This is a genomic window from Mycobacterium sp. MUNTM1 (assembly GCF_054660795.1).
The window spans coordinates 161,515-174,947 of record NZ_BAAGDE010000003.1 but is presented as its reverse complement, the minus strand read 5'-3'; the positions used below and the strand labels follow the sequence as shown (position 1 = coordinate 174,947).

The window sequence follows — 13,433 nt, the reverse complement described above, 5'->3', positions numbered from 1 at the left end:
TGTCCTTTCAGTCCAGCGCGCCCGCGACGGGGTCGGCGAGCAGGTCGATCAGGTTGTCGATGTCGGTCAGGTCGTCGAGCCCGACCACCGCGCGCTCGATCGCGGCGGCGCGGCCGTGATCGGTGACCCGGTCGGCCAGCGCGTGGAACTTGGCCATCAGTTCGTCGTTGGTGACCGGATCGTTGGGCGCGCCGTGCGGCAGGGCGACCCGCGCGCGGTGCACGGTTCCGTCCCGGGTGGTCACCGCGACATCGGTGCGAAACCTCTCGGCGATGCCGGCGTCGGCCAGCGATTCGTCGAGATGCACCGTGGTGGCCGCGATCAGCGACCAGATGTCGTCGGAATCGAGCCGGGCCGGGGTGAACTGCTCGGGCAGCACGTTGCCGTCGAGCAATGCGGCGGCGGTGGCGTACCCGATGTTCATCTGTGCTCCGATCGGGGTGAGCGGACGCTCCGGCAACCACCAGCCGTGCTTGTACACGGTCTCTCCGACGGTGATGTCGACCGACGAAATATCGTCCGGTGCAACCGAATTCCGCAGCTGCCGGGCGGCGTCGATGGCGCCGTGCAGCCCACCCATCGCGGCATAGGACTTGACCATGATGAGCGAGGTCTCCCAGCGGTGGCCGAGTTCAGCGGTCAGCAGCGAGGCATCCGGGTCGTGGCCCTCGCCGAAAACGCTGAGGAAGCCGCCGTATTCACGTTCGAACACGCGCTTGATCCCGGTGTACCCGGCGGCCGCCAGGCCCGCCGCGTAGAAGCCGTTGCGGGCGGCCAGGCCGTGGTGCATGCGCTTGCTCATCGCTTCGTACTGCGCGGCCATCAGCCCCGCCGACTGGGTGGCGGCAAGACCCAGGGCGTCTTCGAGCTGCGCGGGCGGTAGTCCGCGCAGCTTGCCGGAGGCCATCGCGGCCGAATGGGTGCCGAAGACTGGGCCCGAATGCCATCCGCGGTCCAGCATTTGGGTGCCGTGCAGGGTGTAGCCCACGCGGGGCCCGACCTCGAACCCGGCGATGGCCGCGAGCAGCAGGTCGGAGCCGGCCGTCGGCGCCGGACGTGTTGACGCCGTCGACAGCACCGCCGGGATGAGCAGCGAGCAGCTGTGCAGCGGGGCCAGCGGGTGGAAGTCGTCGAGTTCGAAGCCCTGGATGTAGGTGCCGTTGAGCACCGCGGCCGCGGGCGCGCTGGTGCGCCGGCCGGTCCCGATGACGACGCATTCGCCCGAGCCCTCCAGACCCAGCACCGCGTCGGTGGCGACGCGTGACCACGGCAGCTGGGCACCCACCAGGGCGCAGCCGATGCCGTCGAGCAACAGGTGCTTGGCGCGATCGACGACACCGGCGGGGACGTCGTCGAGCGTGAGCTCGGCGACCCAGGTGGCAAGGCGCCCGGTCGGCCCGGCCGGATCGGTGGCGACCCGCTGCTGCACCGCGGTCATCACAACCCCCTGGTCGATGGATGGTTAGTTGTCATATGTTTATAACAACTGATCGGATCGCGCAAGGAGGGCGGTGTGACAGCATTGAGCACCGTGCAGCAGCGCAGCGAGAAGGCCGGTGCGGTGTCCGCGACCGCGGGTGTGCCGTTACACCGCCAGCTGTACCTGGTGCTGCACGACGAGATCGACCGTGGAGTCATCGCCCCCGGCGAGGCGCTGCCCACCGAGCAGACCCTGTGTGACCAGTTCGGGGTTTCTCGGATCACCGTGCGGCGCGCGCTGGCCGACCTCGCCGAACAGGGCTACATCGAACGCCGGCATGGCGTCGGTTCGTTTGTGCGCCAACATGATCCGTCCGATGCGCCGACGGGTCGCTCGTATCTGCAGGAACTGCGCCAGACCCAATTCGAGACCGAGGTCGAGGTGGTCGAACTGGGCACGCGGTCGCCCACCCGGATCGTCGCCGAAACCCTCGGGCGCACCGGCGAGTTGCTGCACATCGTGCGCGTGCGCCGGCAACGCAGGACCGGCGAGCCGTTGCTGGTGACCGACGCCTGGCTGCCGCCGGAACTGGCCCCGGTGCTGACCGAGGCCGCATTGCGGCGCGCGCCGCTCTACGAGCTGCTGTCCGACGGCGGCATCACCATGAACCGGGTGCGACACGAGATCACGGCCGAAATCGCGGGCCCGCGCAACGCGCAGCTGCTCGACATGCCGATCGGCGCGGCCCTGTTGCGGGTCAACCGCCTCGTCTACGCGGCCGACGCACCACACCACTACCTCTCGGCCCTGCTATCGCCGAGCCGAAGTCGCGTGCTGCTCACCCAGGCGGCCGACGAGATGGACACCGGTGACCGCCTGAGAATCGCCCACGACGTCGGCGGGCAGAGCCGCTAGGACGCGCCGCGGACCGCCCTGTCGATCGCGCTGGAGTCGGGTGCGCAATCACCGGCGCCGGCCACCAACGTCGCCAGCGCACCCGCCGCGCACGCACGCTGCAACGCCAGCCGCCGCCGATCCCTCGAGCCCGGATTGGACGGCCAATTCGCGGCCAGCACGCCGGCGAACACGTCGCCGGCCCCGGTGGTGTCCACCGGATCCACTTTCGGAGCCGGCACCGTGTACTCGCCGTCGGTGCCAACGTAGCGGGCGCCGTGCGCGCCCAGTGTGATCACTAAATGATCTGGGCGCCAAGGCCATTCGTCGGCTTCGTCTTCGTTGGTGATCACCACGTCCGCCGCGGCCGCCAATTCGCCCAACGAGCGGGGGTCCTGGCCGGCCGGCGAGGCATTCACGACGACGATCGCTCCCGCCGAACGCGCGTGCTGCGCCGCCGCGACAGCCGTGTCCACCGGTATCTCCAGCTGGGTCAACATCACATCGCAGTCCGCGACGGCCGCACGCGCACGGTCGTCGGTCAGCGTGAAACGACCGTTGGCGCCCGGCGCGACCACGATGGTGTTCTCGGCGTTCGCGTCGACTACCACGACGGCCGTGCCGCTGGGGCCGGGGATCTCGACGGCTCCGTCCAGCCCGACGCCGTTGGCCTCGAGGTGGGCGCGTAGTAGTCCGGCGGCCCCGTCATCGCCCACCGCCCCGACGAACTGCACCTGCGCGCCCGCGCGCGCCGCCGCCACCGCCTGATTGGCGCCCTTGCCGCCGGGGGCCTGGGTCAGCGACGACGCCAAAACCGTTTCGCCAGGCCGCGGAAGGGCATCGACACCCAACGACAGATCGAGATTCACGCTGCCCACTACACAAACCCCAGCCATGACGCCGACGTTAGTCGCGACGGGATGGCAAGGCACACCAGGGCCACCAGCACTTTCGATGCCGAATCGCGTCACGGCAAACACCGAATAACTCGATGGCCGCGCGATATTCTGCTCCGTTAGGGGTGCTGGATCCCGAGAAAAGGGGCAGGCGGTTGACCACGAGCGAGCTAACAGACGCTGAACCCCATATCGATCCCGAACCGGCCCAACCGGCCACGAAGCGCCCGCGTCAGCGTGCCCTGGCGCGATTCCGGTTCGGCATCCAATCCAAGATTCTGATCACGATGCTGCTGTCGAGCATCCTGGGCGTGGCGGTGATCGGCGCCATCGGGGCGGTGTCCGGGCGCAACGCGTTGCGGCAGGTTGAGTCCGAACGCCTGATCGAGATGCGCGAATCCCAGAAGCGAGCGGTGCAGTCGTTGTTCCGCGAGGTGTCGAATTCGCTGATCACCTGGAGCGGCGGGTTCGGCATCAACCAGGCGACGGCGGCCCTCACGGCGGACTTCGCTCAATTGAACAATGCGCAGATCTCTTCGGCCCAACAGCAGTCGCTGGTCGATTACTACGACAAGGACATGATCAAACCGATCAAGCGAATCACCGGGGACACCATCGACATCAGGGCCGTCCTGCCAAGTTCCAACGCGCAGAAGTACGTTCAGGCGTACTACACCGCCGCGCCCCGGCCGAGCCCCGACGCGCTGCCCGTCCTGGACGCGGGCGACGGCAGCGCATGGTCGGCGACCAACGCGCGCTTCGACTTCTACATGCGCGGCATCGTGACGCGCTTCGACTATCGCGACGCGCTGTTGTTGGACATGCAGGGCAATGTCGTCTACAGCGTGCTGAAGGGTCCCGATCTCGGGACCAACATCCTGACCGGCCCGTACCGCGAGTCGAAGCTGCGGGAGGCGTATCAAAAAGCCTTGGCGTCCAACGACCTCGACTTCGTCTGGATCACCGACTTCCAGCAGTACCAGCCGGCACTCGACACCCCCACGGCGTGGGTGGTGTCACCGGTCGGCATGAACGGCAAGTTCGAGGGCGTGATGGCGCTGCCGGTGCCGGTCGCCAAGATCAACAAGATCATGACCGCCGACAAGCACTGGGAGGCCGCCGGCATGGGGCCGGCGACCGAAACGTATCTGGCCGGGCCCGACGACCTGATGCGTTCCGATTCGCGGGATTTCATCGAGAACCCGAAGGAATACCGGCGCTCGGCGATCGACGCCGGCACGCCGCCCGACGTCGTGGACCGGGCGTTGCGGCTGGGCACCACCACCCTGGTGCAGCCGGTTGACACCGCCGGTCTTCGCGCCGCAAAACGCGGCGAGACGGGCGTGGTCAGCGCCACCGACTACATGGGCAACAAGGAATTGGAAGCCTATTCACCGCTGAACATCCCCAACTCCGACCTGCACTGGTCGATCCTCGCGACGCGCGACAACTCCGATGCGTTCGCCCGGCTTGGCAGGTTCAGCAAAAATCTGGTGATCGCGGTCGCTGCGATGATCTTCGCCATCTGCGTGGCCTCGATGTTCGTCGCTCAGGCCGCTGTGCGACCGGTCCGGCGCCTCGAAGAAGGCACCCGCAAGATCAGCTCCGGCGATTACGAGATCAACATCCCGGTCAAACATCGCGACGAAATCGGTGATCTCACAGCGGCGTTCAACGAGATGAGCCGGAACCTGGCGATCAAGGAGGAGCTGCTCAACGAGCAGCGCCGGGAAAACGACCGCCTGCTGCTGGCGTTGATGCCTGAATCGGTGTTGCAACGCTATCGCGAGGGCGAGGAGACCATTGCCCAGAAACATCAGGACGTCGCCATCATCTATGCCGACATCGTGGGCCTCGACGAGTTTTCCAACGACGTGCCGGAAGACGAGTTGGTCGCCACCGTGGACGACCTGTTCCGGCAATTCGATTCGGCCGCCGAAGCCCTTGGCGTCGAACGGATTCGCACCTTCCACAACGGCTATCTGGCCAGTTGCGGGGTGGTCACCCCGCGCCTGGACAGCATTCACCGTGCCGTCGACTTCGCCCTCGAGATCGGTCGCATCATCGATCGATTCAACCGCCAGGCCGCGCACCAGCTGGGTCTGCGGGTCGGGGTGAACACGGGCAACGTGGTGAGCGGGCTGGTCGGCCGCTCCAGCCTGGTCTATGACATGTGGGGCGGCGCGGTCAGCCTGGCGTATCAAATGCACAGTGGCGCACCGCAGCCCGGCGTGTACGTGAGTTCGCAGGTGTACGAGGCGATGCGGGACGTTCGGCAGTTCACGCCCGCGGGCAGCATCTCCATCGGCGGTGCCGATCAGGCCATCTACCGGTTGTTGGAGCGCTGATGAACCTCTTCAACTCGACATGGTTCTACTGGGCGATCGGCATCGCCGTCGGACTGCCGCTCGGGTTGATCGCGCTCACCGAGCTCCACGACGCGCTGCTGCGCCGGAACAGCCCGCTGGCCCGGCAGGTCGGCCTGCTGCGCAATTACCTGCTGCCGCTCGGTGCGCTGTTGCTGCTGTTGGTTCAGGCCTCGCAGGTTCCGGCAGGCGACGTTCCGGTGCGCGTTTTGACCACGGTGTTCGGTCTGCTGGTGCTGGTGCTCGTGCTGTCCGGCCTGAACGCGACGATGTTCGAAGGCGCGCCCGAAAAGAGTTGGCGCAAAAGGCTGCCCACCATCTTCCTGGACTGCGCCCGGTTGGCGGTGATCGGCGTCGGCCTGGCGGTGATGTCGTCCTACATCTGGGGTGTGCGCATCGGCGGCATCTTCACCGCGCTGGGCGTCACGTCGGTCGTCATCGGCCTGATGCTGCAGAACTCCGTCGGCCAGATCGTGTCCGGCCTGTTCATGTTGTTCGAGCAACCCTTCCGCATCGACGAATGGCTGGACACCGGCACGGCCCGCGGGCGCGTGGTGGAGGTGAACTGGCGCGCTGTGCACATCGACACCGGCAGCGGCATTCGGGTCATGCCGAACTCGATGCTCGCCAGCAACGCGTTCACGAATCTCAGCCGCCCGCCCGGCGCGCACAAGCTGACGGTGACGACGATGTTCTCCAGTGTCGACCCGCCGGACCGGGTGTGTGCGCTGCTGTCGCGGATCGCGCAGGGGTTGCCGCAACTCAAGGCCGGCAGCGTGCCGCGCACCGTCCCGGCGGGCGCAGGCGAATACCGCACGACCATCGGGTTGGAGTCACCCGCGGACGCCGGGTCCGCCAAGGCCACGTTCCTGCGCTGGGCCTGGTATGCGGCCCGGCGGGAGGAATTGCACCTCGACGGCGCCGACGACGACTTCTCCACCGTCGAACGGGTAGAGCACGCGTTGCACACGGTGGTGGCGCCGGCGTTGCGGATCGGCGCGGAGGAACAGCGAGCGCTGCGGTCCGCGGCGCGGATTGTCCGCTACGGGGCCGACGAGGTGGTGGAGTACGCCGGCCAGGTGCCCGCCACCATGACGTTCCTGATCTCCGGGCGCGTGCAGCTGACCGCGACCGCCGACGACGGGTCCCTGGTGCCGATCAGCACGCTGGTCGAGGGATCGTTCCTGGGGCTGACGGCGCTGACCCGGCAACCGAACCTGGCCAGCGCGTACGCGCTGGATGAGGTCACCGCGCTGGAGATCGACCGCGAGCACATCGAGCACCTGGTGACGCGCGCGCCGCTGTTGTTGCAGAACTTCGGCAACATCATCGAAGAACGCCGCGGCAAGGTGCGCAGCGCACGGCGCGGCGAGCGGGTGGGGTAGTGGCGATCGTGAGCGCGGCGGTGCCGGGCGAAGCGGGTCGCCACCATCTGGGGTAGTGGCGATCGTGAGCGCGGCGGTGCCGGGCGAAGCGGGTCGCCACCATCTGGGGTAGTGGCGACTCACCCGGGGTTTCGCCGCCGGATACCCTGGTTCAATGAGTCTGCAAGCACCATCGCTTCCTGACTTGCGCCAGGAGGTACACAACGCCGCACGCCGCGCCCGGGTCGCGTCGCGTGTCCTGGCATTGTTGCCGACGGTTGCCAAGGATCAGGCGCTGCGGTCTGCGGCCGACGCGATAGCCGCCCACACCGAGCTGATCCTGTCGGCCAACGCCGAAGACCTCGACGCCGCCCGCGCCGCCGGCACGCCATCGGCGATGCTCGACCGGTTGGCCCTGGACCCCAAACGCGTCGACGGCATTGCCGCCGGCCTGCGTCAGGTCGCCGGGCTGCCCGACCCGGTCGGGGAGGTGTTGCGCGGTTACACGCTGCCCAACGGGCTGCAGCTGCGCCAGCAGCGGGTGCCCCTGGGCGTCGTCGGCATGATCTACGAGGGCCGGCCCAACGTGACCGTCGACGCCTTCGGGTTGGCGCTGAAGTCCGGCAATGCCGTGTTGCTGCGCGGAAGTTCGTCGGCGGCGCGGTCCAACCAGGCCCTGGTGCAGGTGCTGCGGGCGTCGCTGGTCAGCGAGGACCTGCCGGCCGACGCGGTGCAACTGCTTTCCGCCGATGACCGCTCCACGGTGACGCATCTGATCCAGGCCCGCGGCCTGGTCGACGTGGTGATTCCGCGCGGCGGGGCGAGCCTGATCGACGCGGTGGTCCGTGACGCGCAGGTGCCCACCATCGAGACCGGCGTCGGCAACTGCCACGTCTACGTGCACGAGGGCGCCGACCTGGATGTGGCGGAGCGAATCCTGTTGAATTCCAAGACCCGTCGGCCCAGTGTCTGCAATGCCGCCGAGACACTGCTGATCGACATCGGGATCGCCGAGGAGGCGCTGCCCCGGCTGGTGAGCGCCCTGCAGGACGCCGGCGTGACCGTGCACGGTGGATTCTCCAAGGACGCGCACGAGGACGACCTGCGTCGCGAGTACCTGTCGATGGACATCGCGGTGGCGGTCGTCGACGGTATCGACGCCGCGATCGCGCACATCAACGAGTACGGCACCGGACACACCGAGGCCATCGTCACCACCAATATGGCTGCGGCGCAGAAGTTTACGGATGGCGTTGACGCGGCCGCTGTGATGGTGAACGCGTCCACTGCGTTCACCGACGGTGAGCAGTTCGGCTTCGGCGCCGAAATCGGCATCTCCACCCAGAAGCTGCACGCCCGCGGCCCGATGGGGCTGCCCGAGTTGACCTCGACCAAATGGATCGCGTGGGGTGACGGACAAACTCGTCCGGCCTGATATCCCGCGTGCAGCAAGTGTTTTAGGAGAACCGATTGTGAGTGTGCCCGCCCGGTCCAAGCCGTTGTTCGACGACATCGACGACGTCTCGCGGCGGTTGGCCGAGACCGGCTACCTGCCCGACACCGCCACCGCGACGGCCGTGTTCCTGGCCGACCGGCTCGGCAAGCCGTTGTTGGTGGAAGGCCCGGCCGGCGTGGGCAAGACGGAGCTGGCCCGCGCCATCGCCCAGGCCACCGGCTCGGGCCTGGTGCGCTTGCAGTGCTACGAGGGCGTCGACGAGGCGCGCGCGCTCTACGAGTGGAACCACGCCAAGCAGATACTTCGCATTCAAACCAGCAACGCTGCCGGACACGGGGACTGGGACCAGACCAAGGACGACGTGTTCAGTGAGGAGTTCCTGCTGCAGCGTCCGTTGCTGACCGCGATCCGGCGCACCGAGCCCACCGTGCTGCTCATCGACGAGACCGACAAGGCCGACATCGAGATCGAGGGCCTGCTGCTGGAGGTGTTGTCGGACTTCGCGGTGACCGTTCCCGAGCTGGGCACCATCACCGCCGAGCGCACCCCGCTGGTGGTGCTGACCTCCAACGCCACCCGCGAACTCTCCGAGGCGCTCAAGCGTCGTTGCCTGTTCTTGCACATCGACTTTCCCAGTCCCGACCTGGAACGCCGCATCCTGCTGTCCCGGGTCCCCGAGCTGCCCGCGCACCTGGCCGAGGAGCTCGTTCGCATCATCGGCGTGCTGCGCGGCATGCAGCTCAAGAAGGTGCCATCCATCGCCGAGACCATCGACTGGGGCCGCACGCTGCTCGCGCTGGGCCTGGACACCATCGACGACGCGGTCGTCGCGGCCACGCTCGGCGTGGTGCTCAAACACCAATCCGACCAGCAGCGCGCGACCGGCGAACTGCGGCTGAATTAGGACCGCCGCGATGGCCACCCGCCGTATCCGACCCTCCCGGCCGCTCGCCCCACACGGGCTGCCGGGCCACCTGGTGGGATTTGTCGAAGCGCTTCGCGGGGCAGGGATTTCGGTCGGTCCGTCGGAGACGGTGGACGCCGGGCGGGTGATGGCGACCCTCGGCCTGGAGGACCGCAAGGTGCTGCGCGAGGGCCTTGCGTGCGCCGTGCTGCGCCGCTCGGATCACCGCGAGACCTACGACGCGATGTTCGACCTGTGGTTCCCCGCGGCGCTGGGCGCTCGCGCGGTGGTTGCCGACGAGGAGGCCGACGACTCGCGGGACGACGATGCGTTGCCGGCCGACGACGTCGAGGCGATGCGCCAGATGCTGGCCGACCTGCTGACCGAGAACCCGGACCTCGCCGAGATGGACGAGCGCCTGGTCGCGATGATCGCCCAAATCGTGGAGATCTACGGGAAATACAGCTCCAGCCGCGGCCCGTCGTTCTCGTCGTACCAGGCGCTCAAGGCGATGGCGCTGGACGAGCTCGAAGGCAAGTTGCTGGCCGGGCTGCTCGCCTCGTACGGCGAGGAACCCACCCCCAGTCAGGAGGAGATCGCCAAAGCACTTGCTGCGCAGCGGATTTACCAGATACGCAAGCTGGTCGACTCGGAGACCAAACGGCGCACCGCGGAGCAGCTGGGCCGCGACCACGTCCAGATGTACGGCATTCCACAGCTTTCCGAGAACGTCGAATTCCTGCGCGCGTCCGGTGAGCAGCTGCGCCAGATGCGCCGGGTGGTGGCCCCGCTGGCCCGCACGCTGGCGACCCGCCTGGCGGCCCGGCGGCGGCGCGCCAGGGCGGGGGCGATCGATCTGCGCAAGACGCTGCGCAAGTCGATGTCCACCGGCGGTGTGCCGATCGACGTGGTGCTGGCCAAGCCGCGCCCGGCGCGGCCGGAACTGGTGGTGCTATGCGACGTGTCCGGTTCGGTCGCCGGGTTCAGCCATTTCACCCTGCTGCTGGTACACGCGCTGCGCCAGCAGTTCTCGCGGGTGCGCGTGTTCGCCTTCATCGACACCACCGACGAGGTGACCCACATGTTCGGCCCGGAGGCCGACCTGGCCGTCGCCATCCAGCGGATCACCCGGGAGTCGGGCGTGTACAGCCGCGACGGCCATTCCGATTACGGCAACGCGTTTGCGTCGTTCGTGCAGGCGTTTCCGAATGTGCTGTCGCCGCGCACCTCGCTGCTGGTCCTCGGGGACGGCCGAACCAACTACCGCAATCCGGAGATCGAGCTGCTGACCCACATGGTGACCGCCAGCCGGCACGCGCACTGGCTGAATCCCGAGCCCAAGCATCTGTGGGGCAGCGGCGACTCGGCGGTGCCGCGTTATCAAGAGGTCATCCCGATGCACGAGTGCCGGTCCGCCAAGCAGCTGGCCGCGGTGATCGACCAGCTGCTGCCGGTCTGACACCGCCTTCGTGCGGGCGTCGCTCGCCTCGCCGAGTGTCACGCCAGCGTGGCGTCGGACCGCGGTTGCCACGCCAGCGTGACGCTCGCGACGAATCGAACCCGTACCTGGGAAATCGGGCCGTAACACCGGCTCAAGTAAGCTGGCAAATCGTGCAAAAGCAGCTTCGCAGGTTAGGGGTGATGGGTGGGACGTTCGACCCCATCCATTACGGCCACCTGGTTGCCGCCAGTGAGGTCGCCGACCTGTTCGACCTCGACCAGGTGGTGTTCGTGCCCAGCGGACAGCCCTGGCAGAAGGAGCGGCAGGTTTCCGCCGCCGAGGACCGGTATCTGATGACGGTCATCGCCACGGCGTCCAATCCCCGCTTCTCGGTCAGCCGGGTCGACATCGACCGCGGCGGTCCCACGTACACCAAGGACACGCTGAGCGATCTGCGCGCCCTCAACCCGGACTCCGAGCTGTACTTCATCACCGGGGCCGACGCGCTTGCCTCCATACTGTCGTGGCAGGGCTGGGAGACGGTGTTCGACCTGGCGCGCTTCATCGGGGTCAGCCGGCCCGGCTACGAGCTGCGCCGCGAACACATCACCGGCGTGCTCGGTGAGCTGCCCGACGACGCGCTGACCCTGGTCGAGATCCCGGCGCTGGCCATCTCCTCTACCGACTGCCGTCAACGCGCGGCGCAGCGCCGGCCGCTGTGGTACCTGATGCCCGACGGTGTCGTGCAGTACGTCTCCAAGCGCCGGCTCTACCGCGACGAGGGGCCGCCGGTGATCGTGAACGAGACACGCCTGAGCACAGGGGAACACCCGTGAGCGCCACCCCGGAGGCCATCGACATGGCGACGGTGGCCGCCGGCGCCGCCGCCGCCAAGCTGGCCGACGACGTCGTGGTCATCGACGTTTCGGCCCAGCTCGCCATCACGGACTGCTTCGTGATCGCCTCGGCGTCCAACGAGCGACAGGTCAACGCGATCGTCGACGAGGTCGAGGAGAAGATGCGGAAGGCCGGCTACAAGCCGGCGCGTCGCGAGGGTACGCGGGAAGGCCGCTGGACGCTGCTGGACTATCGCGACATCGTCGTTCACATTCAGCACCAGGAAGACCGCGACTTTTATGCCCTGGACCGGCTGTGGAGTGACTGCCCGATGGTGCCGGTGGAGCTGGACGAGCGTCCCGAGGACTCTGAAGGCTCGGGTGCGCAATGAGCATTCGTCGTCTGATCATGTTGCGGCACGGGCAAACCGAGTTCAATGCCGGCAGCCGGATGCAGGGCCAGCTGGATTCCGAACTGAGCGAACTCGGGCGGGCGCAGGCGATCGCCGCCGCCGAGGTGCTGGGCAAGCTGCAGCCGTTGCTGCTCGTGTCGTCGGATCTGCATCGCGCCTACGACACGGCGGTCAGGCTGGGGGAGGTGACCGGTCTGCCGATCCGGGTGGACCAGCGGTTGCGCGAAACCCATCTGGGCGACTGGCAGGGACTGACCCACACCGAGGTCGACACGCAGGCCCCGGGCGCGCGGCTGGCCTGGCGCGAGGACGCCACCTGGGCGCCGCACGGCGGTGAGAGCCGGGTCGACGTCGCCGCCCGCAGCGTGCCGCTGGTCGCCGAACTGGTGTCCGGCGAGCCGGAATGGGGTGATCCCGACGGGCCGGATCGCCCGGTGGTGCTGGTGGCCCACGGGGGTCTCATCGCCGCGCTGTCGGCCGCGCTGCTGAAGCTTCCGGTCGACAACTGGCCGATTCTGGGTGGCATGGGCAATGCCAGCTGGGTGCAACTGTCCGGCCACAGTGACGATCCCGCCGACGCATTCGACGTCATCCGTTGGCGTCTGGATGTGTGGAACGCTTCGGCGCAGGTGTCCAACGATGTCCTCTGAGCGGCCACCGAGGCCTACCCTGCTGATCTTCGCCGACTCGTTGGCCTACTATGGGCCGACCGGGGGTCTGCCCGCCGACGATCCGCGCATCTGGCCGAATATCGTTGCAGCACAATTGGATTGGGATGTCGAGCTGATCGGCCGCATCGGTTGGACGTGCCGCGACATCTGGTGGGCGGCGACCCAGGACCCGCGGGCCTGGGCGGCGCTGCCCAGGGCCGGCGCCGTCATCTTCGCCACCGGCGGCATGGATTCACTGCCGTCGGTGCTGCCCACCGCGCTGCGCGAGCTGATCCGCTACGTGCGGCCGCCCCGGCTGCGGCGCTGGGTCCGCGACGGCTACGGCTGGCTGCAGCCCAGGCTCTCGCCGGTGGCCCGCTCGGCCCTGCCCCCGCACCTGAGCGCGGACTACCTCGAACAGACCCGTGGCGCAATCGATTTCAACCGCCCCGGCATTCCGATCGTGGCCTCGCTGCCATCCGTGCACATCGCCGACACCTACGGCCGCGCGCACCACGGGCGCGCCGGGACGGCGGCCGCGATCACCGAATGGGCGCAGAACCACCAGGTGCCCCTGGTCGACCTCAAAGCCGCTGTCGCCGAGCAGGTTATGAGTGGGCGCGGGAACCCCGACGGCATCCACTGGAATTTCGAGGCTCACCAGGCGGTCGCGGAGCTGATGCTCAAGGCGCTCGCCGAGGCCGGCGTGGCAACGATGCGGGACGCGCAGCGCGATGAGGAGGCGCCGCGCAATCAAGTAGGCGTGTCTGACGAGAAGCCCCGCGGGTAGCGC

Annotated in this window: 12 protein-coding genes; 10 read left to right on the top strand and 2 right to left on the bottom strand. The window is 68.1% G+C overall.

The annotated features are described in order from the left end of the window. Positions 1-7: 7 nt before the first annotated feature. Complete coding sequence (locus ACYQ8K_RS03195; RefSeq protein WP_459966974.1) at positions 8-1,438, bottom strand: MmgE/PrpD family protein; 1,431 nt, start codon at positions 1,436-1,438, stop codon at positions 8-10. 84 nt (positions 1,439-1,522) lie between these two features. Here ACYQ8K_RS03195 and ACYQ8K_RS03190 point away from each other — a divergent pair, with 84 nt between their 5' ends. Next, entirely contained in the window at positions 1,523-2,335 is an 813-nt protein-coding gene (locus ACYQ8K_RS03190; RefSeq protein WP_459967008.1) for a GntR family transcriptional regulator, read from the top strand. Here ACYQ8K_RS03190 and ACYQ8K_RS03185 read toward each other — a convergent pair. Next, positions 2,332-3,210, bottom strand: coding sequence for a ribokinase (locus tag ACYQ8K_RS03185; RefSeq protein ID WP_459966973.1), 879 nt, complete (start codon positions 3,208-3,210; stop codon positions 2,332-2,334). The genes ACYQ8K_RS03190 and ACYQ8K_RS03185 overlap by 4 nt on opposite strands. A gap of 155 nt (positions 3,211-3,365) precedes the next feature. Here ACYQ8K_RS03185 and ACYQ8K_RS03180 point away from each other — a divergent pair, with 155 nt between their 5' ends. The 9 genes from ACYQ8K_RS03180 to octT all read left to right on the top strand — a co-directional run bounded on the left by ACYQ8K_RS03180 (position 3,366) and on the right by octT (position 13,430). Continuing rightward, positions 3,366-5,558 carry an adenylate/guanylate cyclase domain-containing protein gene (locus ACYQ8K_RS03180; protein WP_459966972.1) on the top strand — a complete coding sequence of 731 codons (2,193 nt, stop codon included), beginning with the start codon at positions 3,366-3,368 and terminating at the stop codon, positions 5,556-5,558. After that, positions 5,558-6,961 carry a mechanosensitive ion channel domain-containing protein gene (locus ACYQ8K_RS03175; protein ID WP_459966970.1) on the top strand — a complete coding sequence of 468 codons (1,404 nt, stop codon included), beginning with the start codon at positions 5,558-5,560 and terminating at the stop codon, positions 6,959-6,961. The genes ACYQ8K_RS03180 and ACYQ8K_RS03175 overlap by 1 nt, the downstream gene beginning before the upstream one ends. A 154-nt stretch (positions 6,962-7,115) precedes the next feature. Beyond that, positions 7,116-8,375 carry a glutamate-5-semialdehyde dehydrogenase gene (locus ACYQ8K_RS03170; protein WP_459966969.1) on the top strand — a complete coding sequence of 420 codons (1,260 nt, stop codon included), beginning with the start codon at positions 7,116-7,118 and terminating at the stop codon, positions 8,373-8,375. Between the two features lie 37 nt (positions 8,376-8,412). After that, a complete protein-coding gene (locus tag ACYQ8K_RS03165) occupies positions 8,413-9,300 on the top strand; it encodes an AAA family ATPase (protein ID WP_459966968.1) in 888 nt (295 codons plus the stop codon). Positions 9,301-9,310: 10 nt separating this feature from the next. After that, the gene (locus tag ACYQ8K_RS03160; RefSeq protein WP_459966967.1) at positions 9,311-10,759 is read left to right on the top strand and encodes a vWA domain-containing protein; all 1,449 of its coding nucleotides are present in this window, start codon (positions 9,311-9,313) and stop codon (positions 10,757-10,759) included. A gap of 152 nt (positions 10,760-10,911) precedes the next feature. Continuing rightward, a complete protein-coding gene (nadD, locus tag ACYQ8K_RS03155; protein ID WP_459966965.1) occupies positions 10,912-11,577 on the top strand; it encodes a nicotinate-nucleotide adenylyltransferase in 666 nt (221 codons plus the stop codon). After that, positions 11,574-11,969, top strand: a complete 396-nt coding sequence (rsfS, locus tag ACYQ8K_RS03150) for a ribosome silencing factor (protein WP_459966963.1) — start codon at positions 11,574-11,576, stop codon at positions 11,967-11,969. Before nadD ends, rsfS begins: the two co-directional genes overlap by 4 nt. Next, positions 11,966-12,640, top strand: a complete 675-nt coding sequence (gene gpgP / locus ACYQ8K_RS03145) for a glucosyl-3-phosphoglycerate phosphatase (protein ID WP_459966961.1) — start codon at positions 11,966-11,968, stop codon at positions 12,638-12,640. The genes rsfS and gpgP overlap by 4 nt, the downstream gene beginning before the upstream one ends. Then, a complete protein-coding gene (gene octT / locus ACYQ8K_RS03140; protein ID WP_459966960.1) occupies positions 12,630-13,430 on the top strand; it encodes a diglucosylglycerate octanoyltransferase in 801 nt (266 codons plus the stop codon). The genes gpgP and octT overlap by 11 nt, the downstream gene beginning before the upstream one ends. Positions 13,431-13,433: the final 3 nt, after the last annotated feature.